General features: G+C 59.3%; 14 protein-coding genes and 2 tRNA genes. 7 read left to right on the top strand and 9 right to left on the bottom strand.

Features of this window, described 5'->3' with window-relative positions:
- The first annotated feature begins 50 nt into the window (after positions 1-50).
- On the top strand, positions 51-1,160 hold the full coding sequence (locus tag ACA062_RS04070; RefSeq protein ID WP_497455316.1) for a DUF2817 domain-containing protein: 1,110 nt from the start codon (positions 51-53) through the stop codon (positions 1,158-1,160).
- Positions 1,161-1,277: 117 nt separating this feature from the next.
- On the opposite strand, the gene ACA062_RS04075 is transcribed toward ACA062_RS04070, so the two are convergent.
- Positions 1,278-1,354: transfer RNA gene (locus ACA062_RS04075), tRNA-Met, on the bottom strand.
- A 319-nt stretch (positions 1,355-1,673) separates the two neighbouring features.
- On the opposite strand from ACA062_RS04075, the gene ACA062_RS04080 reads away from it, so the two are divergent.
- Positions 1,674-2,891, top strand: a complete 1,218-nt coding sequence (locus ACA062_RS04080; protein ID WP_497455317.1) for an MFS transporter — start codon at positions 1,674-1,676, stop codon at positions 2,889-2,891.
- Between the two features lie 161 nt (positions 2,892-3,052).
- On the opposite strand, the gene ychF is transcribed toward ACA062_RS04080, so the two are convergent.
- From ychF to ACA062_RS04120, 8 genes are all read right to left on the bottom strand, one after another.
- Complete coding sequence (gene ychF, locus ACA062_RS04085) at positions 3,053-4,153, bottom strand: redox-regulated ATPase YchF (RefSeq protein ID WP_497455318.1); 1,101 nt, start codon at positions 4,151-4,153, stop codon at positions 3,053-3,055.
- Positions 4,154-4,176: 23 nt separating this feature from the next.
- The gene (pth, locus tag ACA062_RS04090; protein ID WP_497455319.1) at positions 4,177-4,761 is read right to left on the bottom strand and encodes an aminoacyl-tRNA hydrolase; all 585 of its coding nucleotides are present in this window, start codon (positions 4,759-4,761) and stop codon (positions 4,177-4,179) included.
- Between the two features lie 170 nt (positions 4,762-4,931).
- Positions 4,932-5,534 (bottom strand): 50S ribosomal protein L25/general stress protein Ctc, encoded by a 603-nt coding sequence (locus ACA062_RS04095; RefSeq protein ID WP_497457358.1) that lies wholly within the window; start codon positions 5,532-5,534, stop codon positions 4,932-4,934.
- A gap of 141 nt (positions 5,535-5,675) precedes the next feature.
- The gene (locus ACA062_RS04100; RefSeq protein WP_003208392.1) at positions 5,676-6,617 is read right to left on the bottom strand and encodes a ribose-phosphate pyrophosphokinase; all 942 of its coding nucleotides are present in this window, start codon (positions 6,615-6,617) and stop codon (positions 5,676-5,678) included.
- Between the two features lie 45 nt (positions 6,618-6,662).
- A tRNA-Gln gene (locus ACA062_RS04105) sits at positions 6,663-6,737 on the bottom strand.
- Positions 6,738-6,773: 36 nt separating this feature from the next.
- On the bottom strand, positions 6,774-7,625 hold the full coding sequence (gene ispE, locus ACA062_RS04110; RefSeq protein WP_497455320.1) for a 4-(cytidine 5'-diphospho)-2-C-methyl-D-erythritol kinase: 852 nt from the start codon (positions 7,623-7,625) through the stop codon (positions 6,774-6,776).
- A gap of 2 nt (positions 7,626-7,627) precedes the next feature.
- Entirely contained in the window at positions 7,628-8,245 is a 618-nt protein-coding gene (lolB, locus tag ACA062_RS04115; RefSeq protein ID WP_497455321.1) for a lipoprotein insertase outer membrane protein LolB, read from the bottom strand.
- 4 nt (positions 8,246-8,249) lie between these two features.
- Positions 8,250-9,974: a tetratricopeptide repeat protein gene (locus ACA062_RS04120; protein WP_497455322.1), complete on the bottom strand. Its 1,725-nt coding sequence runs from the start codon at positions 9,972-9,974 to the stop codon at positions 8,250-8,252.
- A gap of 333 nt (positions 9,975-10,307) precedes the next feature.
- On the opposite strand from ACA062_RS04120, the gene hemA reads away from it, so the two are divergent.
- Genes hemA through murI form a run of 5 tightly spaced genes read left to right on the top strand, consistent with a single transcriptional unit; the run spans position 10,308 to position 15,040 of the window.
- A complete protein-coding gene (hemA, locus tag ACA062_RS04125) occupies positions 10,308-11,597 on the top strand; it encodes a glutamyl-tRNA reductase (protein WP_497455323.1) in 1,290 nt (429 codons plus the stop codon).
- Positions 11,594-12,676, top strand: coding sequence for a peptide chain release factor 1 (gene prfA / locus ACA062_RS04130; protein ID WP_128873681.1), 1,083 nt, complete (start codon positions 11,594-11,596; stop codon positions 12,674-12,676). Before hemA ends, prfA begins: the two co-directional genes overlap by 4 nt.
- Positions 12,677-13,507, top strand: a complete 831-nt coding sequence (gene prmC, locus ACA062_RS04135; protein WP_497455324.1) for a peptide chain release factor N(5)-glutamine methyltransferase — start codon at positions 12,677-12,679, stop codon at positions 13,505-13,507.
- Entirely contained in the window at positions 13,501-14,256 is a 756-nt protein-coding gene (locus ACA062_RS04140; RefSeq protein ID WP_497455325.1) for a molybdopterin-synthase adenylyltransferase MoeB, read from the top strand. The genes prmC and ACA062_RS04140 overlap by 7 nt, the downstream gene beginning before the upstream one ends.
- Positions 14,249-15,040, top strand: a complete 792-nt coding sequence (murI, locus tag ACA062_RS04145; RefSeq protein WP_497455326.1) for a glutamate racemase — start codon at positions 14,249-14,251, stop codon at positions 15,038-15,040. The genes ACA062_RS04140 and murI overlap by 8 nt, the downstream gene beginning before the upstream one ends.
- The last annotated feature ends 36 nt before the right edge of the window (positions 15,041-15,076 follow it).

Raw genomic sequence — 15,076 nt, forward strand, 5'->3', positions numbered from 1 at the left:
CTGTAGGGTCGAGGGCAACAGACAGGCCAGAAGATCAACAAGAGGCAAGCATGCACACAGACTTCCCCACCCAGCCAAGCTACCGCACCCAGCGCGAACAATTCCTCGCCGCGGCGACGGCGGCCGGCGCGACGCTGACCCACTACCCGCATCCACTCCAAGGGCCGTTTGGCGAGTCGTTGAGTACCGATGTGGCGGTGATCGGCAACCCGGCCGCCAAACGCTTGCTGATCGCGCTGAGCGGTACCCACGGGGTCGAAGGTTTCTATGGTTCGGGATGTCAGATCAAGTGGCTGCAGGAGTTGGGCAAGCGTTCTCTGCCGGCCGATGTGGCGGTGGTGTTTGTGCATCTGATCAATCCCTGGGGTACGGCCTGGTTGCGGCGGGTCAATGAAGACAATATCGATCTGAACCGCAATCACCTGAACTTCGAGCGCGCGCTGCCGGACAATCAGGCCTATGCAGCGCTGCATGAAATTTATGCGTGCAGCGAGCTGCAAGGCCCCGAACGCGATCGCGCCGATGCGCTGCTCGACCAGCAGATTCGCGAACAGGGTTGGCCGGCAGTAATGTCGATTGTCGAAGGCGGCCAGCACAGTCATGCCGATGGCCTGTTTTATGGCGGGCTGGCGCCGAGCTGGTCGAATCGCACGCTGCACCAGGTCATTGAGCAACACGTCGCCCACGCCGACGTCGCCCTGTGTTTTGACTTGCATACCGGGGCCGGGGAGTACGGTCATCCGATGTTGCTGACCATCACCGAGTCGGCCTATCCGGCACTGCAAGACGCGCAGGCGATCTACGGTCCGTGGCTCTACACGCTGCTGACCGGTGCCGACACGCTGAGCGAAACCGGGGTTGCCGCGACAGCCACCGGCTATACCTCACAGGCGCTGATCGATGCGTTGCCGCAGGTGCGGTTGATGCCCTTTGTGATCGAGTGCGGGACTTACCCGGGGGCAGAGGTTCATCGTCATTTGCGCGATGACCACTGGTTGCATCTGCATGGCAATCCGCATGATGCGGTGGGGCGCGGGATCAAGCTGAATCTGCTCGAGCAGTTCTATCCCGCCGACAAAGACTGGCAGGCGATGGTCTGGCTGCGCACCTGGCAGATCTGGGAGCGGGGGTTGTCCGCATTGGCGGCGATGCGAGTGTGACAGGTGTCTTGGTCCGACTCAGGTTCTGTGGAGCCTGTTCGGGACCCTTCGCCAGCAGGCCGGTTTTTACGGGGCATAAAAAAACGGCTTACCTTTCGGTAAGCCGTTTTTAGTACTTGGTGGCTACACAGGGACTTGAACCCCGGACCCCAGCATTATGAATGCTATGCTCTAACCAACTGAGCTATGTAGCCAAGTGGCGCGCATTATTCACCGCAAACGACAATGCGTCAAGCCTAAATATAAAATATTTCTCTGCGCTTTCAACCGCTTATCCCTCTGGGCCGAAAAGTCGGGTCGGGGGAGGGCATCAATTGAGCTGAAATCTCCCATATTCGCGCTCACGGCCTTGTTGTCCTGGCTCAGGGTGCCCGCTGCCTGATTCACGGCCCGGGCGCCTTCGAGCAAGCTTACCGATGTCGTTAGCAGGCTAAGGGGATGGCGCTGCCGCACTGAAAAATGGCACATTGACGCACCTGCCTGTGTGCACCCATCCGCTGTACGGAAATTCTCATGGCTATCAGCAACGTCCAGACCGGCGCTCAGCCGGCATCCGCGACTTCCCAAAGCAGCCCTTTGGTCATGCGCATCATCGGCGCCGTGGCCCTGGCGCACTTGATCAACGACCTGATCCAGTCGGTGCTGCCGTCGATTTACCCGATGCTCAAGGCCAACTATGGCCTGACGTTCACCCAGGTCGGCCTGATCACCCTGACCTTTCAGTTGACGGCCTCGCTGCTGCAGCCGTGGGTCGGTTATCACACCGATCGCCATCCCAAGCCCTGGCTGCTGCCGGCCGGGACGGTGTGCACGCTGATCGGCATTCTCATGATGTCGGTGGTCGGCACCTTCCCGTTGATTCTGCTGGCAGCGGGGCTGATCGGCATCGGCTCATCGACTTTCCACCCGGAAGCGTCTCGCGTGGCGCGACTGGCTTCGGGTGGGCGTTTCGGCCTGGCGCAATCGACCTTTCAGGTCGGTGGCAATGCGGGGTCGGCCTTTGGTCCGTTGCTCGCTGCAGCGATCATCATTCCTTTCGGTCAGGGCCATGTGGCCTGGTTCGGTTTGTTCGCGGTATTTGCGCTGTTCGTGCTCTATCGGATCAGTCGCTGGTACGCCAACCACTTGAGTCTGTTCAAGCTCAAGCAGGGTCAGGCGGCGACGCACGGCTTGTCGAAAAACCGGGTGATCAGTGCCTTGGTGGTGCTGGGGTTGCTGGTGTTCTCCAAGTATTTCTACATGTCCAGTCTGACCAGCTACTTCACCTTTTACCTGATCGAGAAATTCGACCTGTCGGTGGCCAGTTCACAGCTGCATCTGTTCCTGTTTCTCGGAGCGGTAGCGGCGGGGACCTTCTTCGGCGGGCCGATCGGCGACAAGATCGGGCGTAAGGCAGTGATCTGGTTCTCGATTCTTGGCGTGGCACCCTTCACCTTGATCCTGCCTCACGTCGACCTGTTCTGGACCAGCATTCTCAGCGTGGTGATCGGCTTCATCCTGGCTTCGGCATTCTCGGCCATCGTGGTGTACGCCCAGGAGCTGGTACCGGGCAATGTCGGGATGATTGCCGGGGTGTTCTTCGGGTTGATGTTCGGCTTCGGCGGGATTGGCGCTGCATTGCTGGGGTATTTGGCGGATGTTCACGGCATTGAGTACGTGTACTTCCTGTGTTCGTTCCTGCCGTTGTTTGGCGTGCTGGCGATCTTTCTGCCAAGAACCAAAAAAACCTGACCCTGCGGGACCTGTAGGAGCGAGGCTTGCCCGCGAAGGCGTCATCACTGACGCTAAAAGCTTCGCGGGCAAGCCTCGCTCCTACAGGTCGGTGGTGTTGCCCGGATTTCAGGCACAAAAAAGCCGCGTATCAAACGCGGCTTTTTGTTGTGTAGCTGTTTTTACACGTTGAAACGGAAGTGCATCACGTCGCCGTCTTTAACGATGTAATCCTTGCCTTCCAGGCGCCATTTGCCGGCTTCCTTGGTGCCGGCTTCGCCCTTGTACTGGATGAAGTCGTCATAGGCGATGACTTCGGCGCGGATGAAGCCTTTTTCGAAGTCGGTGTGGATCACGCCAGCGGCTTGTGGTGCGGTGGCACCGACTCGGACGGTCCAGGCGCGGACTTCTTCGACACCGGCGGTGAAGTAAGTCTGCAGGTGCAGCATCTCGTAGCCGGCGCGGATCACGCGGTTCAAGCCAGGCTCTTCCAGGCCCAGGGCTTCGAGGAACATGTCTTTCTCTTCGCCGTCATCCAGCTCGGCGATTTCGGCTTCGATCTTGTTGCAGACCGGAACCACCATGGCGCCTTCTTCTTCGGCGATGGCCTTGACGATGTCCAGCAGCGGGTTGTTCTCGAACCCGTCTTCCGCGACGTTGGCGATGTACATGACCGGCTTGGTGGTCAGCAGGTGGAAACCACGAACCACCGCTTTGTCGTCGGCGCCCATGGTCTTCATCAGCGTGCGCGCAGGCTTGCCGAGGGTGAAGTGAGCGATCAATTGCTCCAGCAGGCCTTTCTGGACCACGGCGTCCTTGTCGCCACCCTTGGCGTTGCGGGCGACTTTCTGCAGTTGCTTCTCGCAGCTGTCGAGGTCGGCAAAGATCAGTTCCAGGTCGATGATCTCGATGTCGCGTTTCGGGTCGACGCTGTTGGAGACGTGAATCACGTTCTCGTCTTCGAAGCAGCGGACCACGTGGGCGATGGCATCGGTTTCACGGATGTTGGCCAGGAACTTGTTGCCCAGGCCCTCACCCTTCGAGGCGCCAGCCACCAGGCCTGCGATGTCGACGAATTCCATGGTGGTCGGCAGGATGCGCTTGGGATTGACGATGGCCGCCAGGGCTTCCAGACGCGGATCCGGCATCGGCACGATACCGGTGTTCGGTTCGATGGTGCAGAAGGGGAAGTTCTCGGCCGCGATCCCGGATTTGGTCAGGGCGTTGAACAGGGTGGACTTGCCGACGTTAGGCAGGCCGACGATGCCGCAATTGAATCCCATGGTGTTTTCCCCGAGGAGTAGAGTCAGGCCTTCTGGCTGTGCAGGTTTTTCATCGCACGGTTCAATTCACCGGCGAGGATATCCGGCAGCACGCCGAGGGCAAAATCGATGCTGGCATCGAGTTTTTCCTGTTCGGCGCGTGGCGCACGACCCAGGACGAAATTTGAAACCATACTGGCAACGCCCGGGTGGCCAATGCCAAGCCGCAAGCGGTGAAAGGTATTCTGATTGCCCAGTTGCGCGATGATGTCGCGCAACCCGTTGTGACCGCCATGGCCGCCGCCCTGTTTGAGCTTGGCAACGCCCGGAGGCAGGTCGAGTTCGTCGTGCGCCACGAGGATTTCTTCGGGCTTGATGCGAAAGAAGCCAGCGAGTGCCGCTACGGCCTGGCCGCTGCGGTTCATGTACGTGGTGGGAATCAGCAGACGAACATCCTGACCCTGATGCGAATAGCGCCCGGTCAGGCCGAAATATTTGCGATCCGCCACAAGGTTTACGCCCTGTGCGTTCGCGATGCGCTCAACAAAAAGGGCCCCTGCGTTATGCCGGGTCTGTTCGTATTCAGCGCCTGGATTTCCCAAGCCAACGATCAGTTTGATGGCAGTCACGATAGGGGCCCTTCCTTGGAGTGGTGGATAACATCGCCGCGACCAGTGTGTGCGGCGAAAGTGGACGACAAGTGCTCATTTACCATTATGTAAACTCCGCGTTCTCGCCCGCTTTCTCGCTACGTTCCAGTCCGCGATGTTACTTGATCACTCCGGCATCGCAGAGTGAATTACTCTGCTGCGCCTTCTTCGGTAGCTTCTGGAGCAACACGTGGAGCGTGAACGTTGGCAACAGCCTTGTCGTCACCGTGTGCCAGAGCAACAAACTCAACGCCTTTAGGGGCTTTGAGGTCGGACAGGTGAATGATCGAGCCGATTTCGGCGTCAGCCAGGTCGACTTCGATGAATTCAGGCAAGTCTTTCGGCAGGCAGGTCACTTCGATTTCCGAAACAACGTGCGAAATTTCGCCGCCTTTCTTGATCGGAGCTTCTTCGCCGACAAAGTGTACAGGCACGATAGCGGTCAGTTTCTGACCAGCTACTACGCGTACGAAGTCAGCGTGCAACACGTGGCCTTTAGCCGGGTGACGCTGCAGAGCTTTGATGATTACGTTTTGCTTGGTGCCGCCAACGTTCAGCTCGATGATGTGGCTGTAAGCCGCGTCGTTTTCGAGCAGTTTGGCAACTTCTTTAGCCAGCATGCTGATGGATTCAGGGGCTTTTTCGCCACCGTAAACTACAGCTGGAACCAGGCTTGCGAGACGACGCAGGCGGCGGCTCGCACCTTTCCCCAGGTCGGAACGCACTTCAGCATTCAGAGTAAAATCGTTCATGTTGTATCTCCAAAATAACCACATTCGCCCCAGCGTTTGCGACCAGCGCTAAAGGCGATATGGGCAAAAAAGCCCCGCCCCGACAGGAATGCCGGGGCGGGGCGCTTTTCGTCAACGAGACATTCGAGAAGGGCAGGGCCCTTAGCGGAACATCGCGCTGATCGATTCTTCATTGCTGATGCGGCGGACCGCCTCGGCAACGACCGGCGCGATATCCAGTTGACGGATACGCGAGCAGGCTTGAGCAGCAGCGGACAACGGGATGGTGTTAGTCACCACCAGTTCGTCCAGCATGGAATTTTCAATGTTTTCGATCGCCCGACCGGACAGCACAGGGTGTGTGCAGTAGGCGAAAACCTTGGCAGCGCCATGCTCTTTCAGGGCCTTGGCCGCGTGGCACAGGGTGCCGGCGGTATCGACCATGTCATCGACCAGAATACAGGTACGCCCTTCGACATCACCGATGATATGCATCACTTCAGAGTGATTGGCTTTCTCACGGCGTTTGTCGATGATCCCGAGGTCCACGCCCAGGGATTTGGCAACGGCACGTGCACGCACGACGCCACCAATGTCCGGGGACACGATCATCAGGTTTTCGAAGCGCTGATCTTCAATGTCATCCACCAGAACCGGGGAGCCGTAGATGTTATCTACCGGAATATCGAAGAAGCCCTGGATTTGGTCAGCATGCAGATCAACCGTGAGAACACGATCGATGCCGACTACGGTAAGCATGTCAGCCACGACTTTCGCGCTGATAGCCACACGTGCGGAACGCGGACGGCGATCCTGACGGGCATAACCAAAGTAAGGAATAACAGCAGTGATACGAGTAGCCGAGGAGCGGCGGAAGGCATCAGCCATCACTACCAGTTCCATCAGGTTATCGTTGGTCGGAGCGCAAGTCGGCTGAATAATGAAGACATCTTTACCGCGGACGTTTTCATTGATCTCGGCAGTAATTTCGCCGTCGGAAAACTTGCCGACAGAGATGTCACCGAGAGGGATATGCAGCTGACGTACAACACGCCGAGCCAGATCGGGGTTAGCGTTCCCCGTAAAGACCATCATCTTGGACACGCGCAGTACCTAGAGGCTGAGGGTAACCTGGATGAGTATGGAAAATGGCAGGGGCGGCTGGATTCGAACCAACGCATGGCAGGATCAAAACCTGCTGCCTTACCGCTTGGCGACGCCCCTGTATCTGTTGCAACGATTACCCAGTAATCGGTTCCTTTAGAGCAGACTTTGCAGCTTGCGATGCAACATCGAAACGTTGCTTCCTTTTGCTACAAACCCTGTAAGGGTCTCTGTAAGAAGGGCCGAGACTTTATCAGCTTCAGCTTTGCTTGGGAAGCCCCCAAACACACAACTTCCAGTTCCGGTGAGTTTTGCTTCGGTAAATTTACCTAACAAATTCAAAGCGTTACGTACATCTGGATAACGCCTTGCTACCACCGGTAAGCAGTCATTTCGACTGTTTCCCTTGGGAACGGGGCGCACTTTAATGGGAGAAGAGTTACGTGTCAACAACGGATCTGAAAAAATTTCTGCTGTACTTACAGATACTTGCGGCACAAGCACGAGATACCAAGGTTCTTCGGGGTCTACAGGGGTCAGTTTCTCCCCCACGCCTTCGGCAAAAGCCGCGTGGCCACGCACGAAAACCGGGACGTCGGCGCCCAGCGTCAGGCCCAAAGTAGCCAGCCGATCCTCATCCCAACCCAGTTGCCAGAGATGATTCAGGCCAAGCAAAGTCGTCGCGGCATTTGAACTGCCGCCACCAATTCCACCGCCCATGGGCAGGATTTTTTCGATCCAGATGTCGATACCGAGCGAACAGCCGGATTGCTCTTGAAGTTTTTTTGCCGCCCGAACGATCAGATTACTGTCGTGCGGTACACCTTCGAATTCGGTGTGCAAACGAATCACGCCATCGTCGCGCACGGCAAAGGTGATTTCATCGCCGTAATCGAGAAACTGAAAAATGGTCTGCAGCTCGTGATAACCGTCTTCACGGCGACCGAGGATGTGCAGCATCAGATTGAGTTTGGCCGGGGAGGGCAGCGTCAAGCGAGGGGCGGTCATGGTCACTGCCCCAGTTTGCGAGGTTGCCATTCCTTGATCACCAGTGTGACGTCAAGGTCGGTGCCATGCAGTTTGATCCGCTCGGGCAGCCAATAGCCGTTTTGTTCGGCGTAGCTGAGGTACTCCACCTGCCAGCCATCCTGTTCGAGATTGGCCAGACGGCTGTCGGTGTCCAGGGTCAGGCGACTTTTGCTGTCCGGGGCCGGAAGCCCGCGCACCCACCAGGCCAGATTGGACACCGGCAACTTCCAGCCGAGCTGTTCTTCGAGCAGCGCTTCCGGAGACGTCGCTTCATAACGGCCCTGGTTGGCGACTTCCAGTGAGACTTTGCCGGGGCGACCGGTCAAGCGAGCCGCGCCGCGACCCAGGGGACCGGATAGGCGGATGTCGTAGTAATCCTGGCGCTGCAACCAGAACAAGGTGCCGCTGCCGGAGTCTTTGGGGGCGCGGATGCCGATCTTGCCGTTGATCTGCCAGCCATCAAGCCCCGTAAGCTGCTGTTTGTACTCGCGCCATTGGGCCGGGTTGCCTTGGCCCTGGACCGATTCGCGGGCACCGAAGCCCGCGCAACCGGCGAGCAGGGCGATGAAGCTGAAAACGATGATGTGGCGCATGAACATAAATTTAAAGAGTCTCTGATCCGGTCAGGCGCTTGATGGTACTGCGCAGGGTAGGGCTGTCGGGCTGCTCCTTGAGGAACTTGCCCCAGATTTGCTTGGCTTCGCGTTGCTTGCCGTTGGCCCACAGGACCTCGCCCAGGTGAGCGGCGACTTCCTGGTCGGGGAAGCGCTCCAGGGCCTGGCGCAAGTAACGTTCGGCCTCATCGAGATTGCCCAGGCGGTAATGCACCCAGCCGAGGCTGTCGAGTACCGCCGGGTCTTCCGGATTGATCTGGTGCGCCTGTTCGATCAGGGCCTTGGCTTCGGCGTAACGCGTCGTGCGGTCGGACAGGGTATAACCGAGGGCATTCAGTGCCATCGCGTTGTCCGGATCGCGCTTGATGATCAGCCGCAGGTCTTTTTCCATCTGCGCCAGGTCATTGCGTTTTTCCGCCTGCATGGCGCGGGTGTACAGCAGATTCAAGTCGTCCGGGTATTGCTGCAACGCTTGTTGCAAGACGTTCCAGGCCTTGTCCCCCTGTTTGTTGGCAGCCAGGGTTTCGGCTTCGATCAAATACAACTGAATCACGTAATCGGGCTGTTCATCGCGCTCTGCCGCCAAACGGCGTTGGGCTTCGGCGGTCTTGCCGTTATTGATCAGGATATCGGCCTGGCGCAATTGTGCCGGCAGGTAATCGTTACCCGGCTTGACCTGGGCGTACTCGATCAGTGCGCCTTGGGGGTCATTACGCTCTTCCGCGATACGGCCGAGGTTCAAGTGAGCCGAATCGACATGGCTGTCCCGGGCGATCAGGTCTTCCAGATAACCCTTGGCCTCGTCCCAGGCCTTGGCTTCCAGACACACCAGTGCCAGCGAATAACGCAGTTCGTCGTCTTCCGGGTACTGCTGAACCAGGCTCGAGAACTCGACCTTGGCATCGGCCATGCGGTCCTGTTCAACCAGCATGCGCGCGTAGGTCAGGCGCAGGCGTTTGTCGTCCGGGTACTTCTTGATGCTTTTTTTCAGCAGCGGCAAGGCTTCATCGCCACGCTCGAGCGATTGCAGCAGGCGTGCGCGCAGCAGGATCGGGGCAATTTCGCCCTCGTCCGGCGGATTGTCTTCCAGCAGGCCCAGCGCGCCCTTGGCGTCACCGTCCTGTTGCAACAGCAAGGCCTTGCCGAAAATCAGCTGGCTGTTGTTCGGGTGGCGCTGCAACAGACGGTCGAAGCTTTTCATCAAGCCGTTGCGTGTGTCCTGATCGGTATCGGCCGCAGACAGGGCGAGGAAGTCAAAATGCGTGTCGCCCTTGCCTTGCAGGACTTTCTCCATATAGAGCATCGAATCGTCATAACGTCCGGCGCGAGCCAGCTGCACCGCAGCGGCCCGTTGCGCCTCGAGGTCGTCCGGGGCGTTTTTCGCCCAGATCAGCGCGGTGTCCAGCGCGGCCTGATCAGCGCCCAGGTACTCGGCGATACGGAATGCCCGCTCGGAAATGCCCGGATCCTGGGTGTTGATCGCCTGGGTCACGTAGTTGTCCAGGGCAATGTCGAAGCGATTGCGCTGGCCAGCCAGTTCGGCGCTCAACAGGCTGAAGACGGTATCTTCGCTGAATGAGCTGTAAACCTTGGGCTTTTCAGGGGCCGGAGTGCTGTCTTCGACCGGCGGCGTACCGTCCGACGAAACGGGTGCCAAAGCCTGGCAGCCGCTGAGGAAGACAAAAGCGAGGAGCAACGCGGAGGATCTATTCATATAGGAGGAGGACGACTAACCTGCGGTCGGATCATCATGACACAAGCCTTCGGCCAAACATAACCGCCTACCCATTTTCCCCTGTTCACCGGTCCCCCCTGTAGGAGCTGGCTTGCCAGCGAAGGGGCCCTTGAGTCGTGCGCTGTCCTTGAGGACGCCTTCGCTGGCAAGCCAGCTCCTACAGGGGGCGGGCGGTGGGTCAGCCGACCCCTGTAAACGAGAAGCGCTCGCACGCCTGGCTTTCGCCTACCGGACCAATAGAGATCGAGTAGTTGTTCTCGTTGTGTCGAAGTAGGACAATTGCCGGCTTCACGTCACCATCAGCGACCTTGAATGGCCTTCCTTGCACTCGGTATCAACCACAAGACTGCTTCAGTAGACGTCCGCGAGCGCGTGGCCTTTACCCCTGAGCAGCTGGTGGAGGCCTTGCAGCAGCTCTGCCGACTCACCGACAGCCGCGAAGCTGCGATCCTCTCCACCTGCAATCGCAGCGAGCTCTATATAGAACAGGATCACCTTTCGGCTGACATCGTGTTGCGCTGGCTGGCCGATTATCACCATTTGAGCCTCGAAGAGCTGCGCGCGAGCGCTTATGTGCACGAAGATGATGCGGCAGTTCGTCACATGATGCGGGTGGCCTCCGGGCTCGATTCACTGGTATTGGGCGAACCGCAGATTCTCGGTCAGATGAAATCGGCCTACGCCGTGGCCCGCGAAGCCGGCACCATCGGTCCGTTGCTCGGGCGGCTGTTCCAGGCCACTTTCAATGCGGCCAAGCAAGTGCGCACCGACACCGCCATTGGTGAGAACCCGGTGTCCGTGGCGTTTGCCGCGGTCAGCCTGGCCAAACAGATTTTCAGCGACTTGCAACGCAGCCAGGCCTTGCTGATTGGTGCCGGCGAGACCATTACCCTGGTCGCCCGCCATCTGCATGAGTTGGGTGTAAAGCGCATCGTGGTCGCCAACCGGACGCTGGAGCGCGCGAGCATCCTGGCCGAGCAGTTCGGCGCCCATGCCGTGTTGCTCTCGGATATTCCGGCCGAACTGGTGCGCAGCGACATCGTCATCAGTTCCACGGCCAGCCAGTTGCCGATCCTGGGCAAGGGTGCGGTAGAAAGTGCCTTGAAGTTGCGCAAGCACAAGCCGATCTTCATGGTGGATATCGCCGTGCCGCGGGATATCGAGCCGGAAGTCGGCGAACTGGACGACGTTTACCTGTACAGCGTCGACGATCTCCACGAAGTGGTCGCCGAAAACCTCAAGAGCCGTCAGGGTGCAGCCCAGGCGGCGGAGGAGATGGTGTCGGTCGGTGCCGAAGACTTCATGGTCCGCCTGCGCGAACTGGCGGCGGTGGATGTGCTCAAGGCCTATCGTCAACAAAGCGAACGCCTGCGCGACGAAGAATTACTCAAGGCCCAGCGGATGCTGGCTAACGGCAGCAACGCCGAAGACGTGCTGGTGCAACTGGCACGCGGCCTGACCAATAAACTCTTGCACGCCCCGAGCGTGCAATTGAAAAAGCTCTCTGCCGAAGGTCGCCTCGATGCGCTGGCCATGGCCCAGGAACTCTTTGCCCTCGGTGAGGGCTCATCGGATAGCTTTTCGGATAAGAAACCGCAATGAAAGCGTCACTGCTCAATAAGCTGGACATCCTCCAGGACCGTTTCGAGGAATTGACTGCCTTGCTTGGCGATGGCGAGGTCATTTCCGATCAGGCCAAATTCCGCACCTATTCCAAGGAATATGCGGAAATCGAGCCGATTGTCGAAGCCTATAAACAGTTGCTCAAAGTGCAAGGCGACCTCGAAGGCGCCCAGGCTCTGCTCAAGGACAGCGACCCGGACATGCGCGAAATGGCCGTGGAAGAAGTCCGCGAAACCAAAGAGCAACTGATCGAAATCGAAGCCAGCCTGCAACGCATGCTGCTGCCCAAGGATCCGAATGACGGCCGTAACGTGTTTCTCGAAATCCGCGCCGGCACCGGCGGTGACGAGGCGGCGATTTTCTCCGGCGACCTGTTCCGCATGTATTCGCGTTACGCCGAGCGGCGTGGCTGGCGGGTAGAGATTCTCTCGGAGAACATCGGCGAACACGGCGGCTTCAAAGAAGTCATCGCCCGGGTCGAAGGCGACAACGTCTACGGCAAGCTGAAGTTCGAATCCGGTGCACACCGCGTGCAGCGGGTTCCGGCCACTGAATCCCAGGGGCGTATCCACACCTCGGCGTGCACCGTGGCGGTATTGCCCGAACCGGACGAGCAGGAAGCGATCGAGATCAACCCGTCCGATTTGCGGATCGATACCTACAAGTCCTCCGGTGCCGGCGGTCAGCACGTCAACAAGACCGATTCGGCGATCCGCATCACCCACTTGCCGTCCGGCATCGTCGTCGAGTGCCAGGAAGAACGTTCCCAGCACAAGAACCGCGCACGGGCGATGTCCTGGTTGTCGGCCAAGCTCAACGACCAGCAGACCAGCGCCGCCGCCAATGCCATCGCCAGCGAGCGCAAATTGCTGGTGGGTTCGGGAGATCGCTCCGAGCGGATCCGCACCTACAACTTTGCCCAGGGCCGGGTCACCGACCACCGGGTCAACCTGACGCTGTATTCCCTCGACGAAATCCTCGCGGGTGGTGTCGATGCGGTGATCGAGCCATTGCTCGCCGAGTACCAGGCCGATCAACTGGCGGCCATAGGTGAGTAAATGACGATCATTGCCAGTTTGTTGCGCGCCGCCGATTTGCCCGACTCGCCCACGGCGCGTCTGGATGCCGAATTGCTGCTGGCCGCGGCCTTGGGCAAATCCCGCAGCTTCCTGCACACCTGGCCGGAACGCATCGTCCCGAGCGACGCCGCATTGACCTTTGCCGGGTTTTTGCAACGTCGTCGTGGCGGAGAACCGGTGGCGTATATTCTTGGCCAGCAAGGTTTCTGGAAGCTCGATCTGGAAGTGGCGCCGCACACGCTGATCCCGCGCCCGGACACCGAGCTGCTGGTGGAAGCCGCGCTGGAATTGCTGCCGGCGACCCCAGCCAGTGTTCTCGATCTGGGCACCGGCAGCGGCGCCATTGCCCTGGCCCTGGCCAGCGAGCGCCCGGCGTGGAAGGTCACGGCCGTGGATCGGGTGCTCGAAGCCGTGGCCCTGGCCGAGCGCAATCGTCAGCGCCTGCACCTGAACAACGCCACGGTACTGAGCAGTCATTGGTTCAGCGCGCTGCAAGGCCAGCGCTTTCAACTGATCATCAGCAACCCGCCCTACATCGCGTCCGCCGATCCGCATCTGATCGAGGGCGACGTTCGCTTCGAACCGGCCAGTGCCCTGGTGGCCGGTGTCGACGGGCTCGACGATCTGCGTCTGATCGTCGCCCAGGCGCCGGATTATCTTGAAGCGGGTGGCTGGCTGATGCTCGAACATGGTTATGATCAAGCCGGTGCGGTGCGCGATTTGCTGTTGGCCCGCGGCTTTGAACAGGTTCACAGCCGCACCGATCTGGGCGGTCACGAACGCATCAGTCTGGGGTGCCTGCCGTGCTGAATGATCAGGAATTGTTGCGCTACAGCCGGCAGATTCTGTTGCAACATGTCGACATCGACGGTCAGTTGCGACTCAAGGAAAGCCGCGTATTGATCATCGGTCTTGGCGGTCTTGGCTCACCGGTGGCGCTGTACCTAGCCGCCGCCGGGGTCGGTGAACTGCATCTGGCAGACTTCGACAGCGTCGACCTGACCAACCTGCAACGCCAGATCATCCATGACACGGATAGCGTCGGGGTCAGCAAGGTCGATTCGGCCATCCGCCGTCTAGGCGCGATCAATCCCGAGATTCGGTTGATTGCCCACCGCGCGGCGCTGGACGAAGATTCCCTGGCCGCCGCCGTGGGCGCAGTGGATCTGGTGTTGGACTGCTCGGATAATTTTTCCACCCGTGAAGCGGTCAACGCTGCCTGCGTGGCTGCGCGCAAGCCGTTGGTCAGCGGCGCGGCGATTCGCCTCGAAGGGCAATTGTCGGTGTTCGACCCACGCCGCGCGGAAAGTCCGTGTTACCACTGTTTGTACGGGCACGGCAGCGAAGCCGAATTGACGTGCAGCGAAGCCGGCGTGCTCGGGCCTCTGGTCGGGCTGGTGGGCAGCCTCCAGGCGCTGGAAGCCATGAAACTGTTGGCGGGTTTCGGCGAGCCGCTGGTGGGGCGTCTGTTGTTGATCGATGCCTTGGGCACGCGCTTCCGTGAACTGCGGGTCAAACGTGATCCGGGTTGCAGTGTTTGTGGTACTGCCCATGCGTGAAGCGCCAATCGGCGTGTTCGATTCCGGCGTCGGAGGGCTGTCGGTGCTGGCCGAGATCCAGCGTTTACTGCCCAATGAGTCACTGCTGTACGTGGCCGATTGCGGGAATGTTCCCTACGGCGAAAAAACGCCGGAGTTCATCCGGCACCGTTGCAGTGTCATGGCCGAATTTTTTCAGCAGCAGGGTGCCAAGGCCCTGGTGCTGGCGTGCAACACAGCCACGGTCGCCGGTGTTGCGGATTTGCGGCGCGATTATCCCCAGTGGCCGATTGTCGGCATGGAGCCGGCGGTCAAACCCGCCGCAGCAGCTACCCGCAGTGGCGTGATCGGTGTCCTGGCCACCACCGGCACGTTGCAGAGTGCCAAATTTGCCGCGTTACTCGATCGCTTCGCCACGGATATCCGGGTGATCACTCAGCCTTGTCCCGGGCTGGTGGAGCTGATTGAAAACGGTGATCTGCACAGCCCTGCCCTGCGTGAGTTGCTGGCCAGGTATGTCGGGCCGCTGCTTGCCGCGGGTTGCGACACGATAATTCTCGGCTGCACGCATTACCCCTTTCTAAAGCCGTTGCTAAAGCAGATGATCCCTGAGGACATCAGCTTGATCGACACCGGCGCCGCGGTGGCACGACAACTCCAGCGTCTGTTGACCGAGCGCGAATTGCTGGCCGATGGGGCTGCTCGCGCAGCGCAGTTCTGGACGAGTGCCGATCCGGAACATTTCCGAAATATCTTGCCGATCCTGTGGAATACCTCTGGTGTTGTGCGAAGCTTCAATCAGTAGATAAATCTTGGGGGAAACGAGTAATTAGGTGAACTT

The sequence above is a fragment of the Pseudomonas sp. LBUM1679 genome, assembly GCF_059695565.1.

Coding starts and splice junctions, on each gene's coding strand:
- lolB (WP_497455321.1), bottom strand. CDS start 8,245: ATGTTCATGCGCCACATCATCGTTTTCAGCTTCATCGCCCTGCTCGCC.
- ACA062_RS04120 (WP_497455322.1), bottom strand. CDS start 9,974: ATGAATAGATCCTCCGCGTTGCTCCTCGCTTTTGTCTTCCTCAGCGGC.
- prmC (WP_497455324.1), top strand. CDS start 12,677: ATGACGATCATTGCCAGTTTGTTGCGCGCCGCCGATTTGCCCGACTCG.
- murI (WP_497455326.1), top strand. CDS start 14,249: ATGCGTGAAGCGCCAATCGGCGTGTTCGATTCCGGCGTCGGAGGGCTG.
- ACA062_RS04070 (WP_497455316.1), top strand. CDS start 51: ATGCACACAGACTTCCCCACCCAGCCAAGCTACCGCACCCAGCGCGAA.
- ychF (WP_497455318.1), bottom strand. CDS start 4,153: ATGGGATTCAATTGCGGCATCGTCGGCCTGCCTAACGTCGGCAAGTCC.
- ispE (WP_497455320.1), bottom strand. CDS start 7,625: ATGACCGCCCCTCGCTTGACGCTGCCCTCCCCGGCCAAACTCAATCTG.
- prfA (WP_128873681.1), top strand. CDS start 11,594: ATGAAAGCGTCACTGCTCAATAAGCTGGACATCCTCCAGGACCGTTTC.
- ACA062_RS04080 (WP_497455317.1), top strand. CDS start 1,674: ATGGCTATCAGCAACGTCCAGACCGGCGCTCAGCCGGCATCCGCGACT.
- ACA062_RS04095 (WP_497457358.1), bottom strand. CDS start 5,534: ATGAACGATTTTACTCTGAATGCTGAAGTGCGTTCCGACCTGGGGAAA.
- hemA (WP_497455323.1), top strand. CDS start 10,308: ATGGCCTTCCTTGCACTCGGTATCAACCACAAGACTGCTTCAGTAGAC.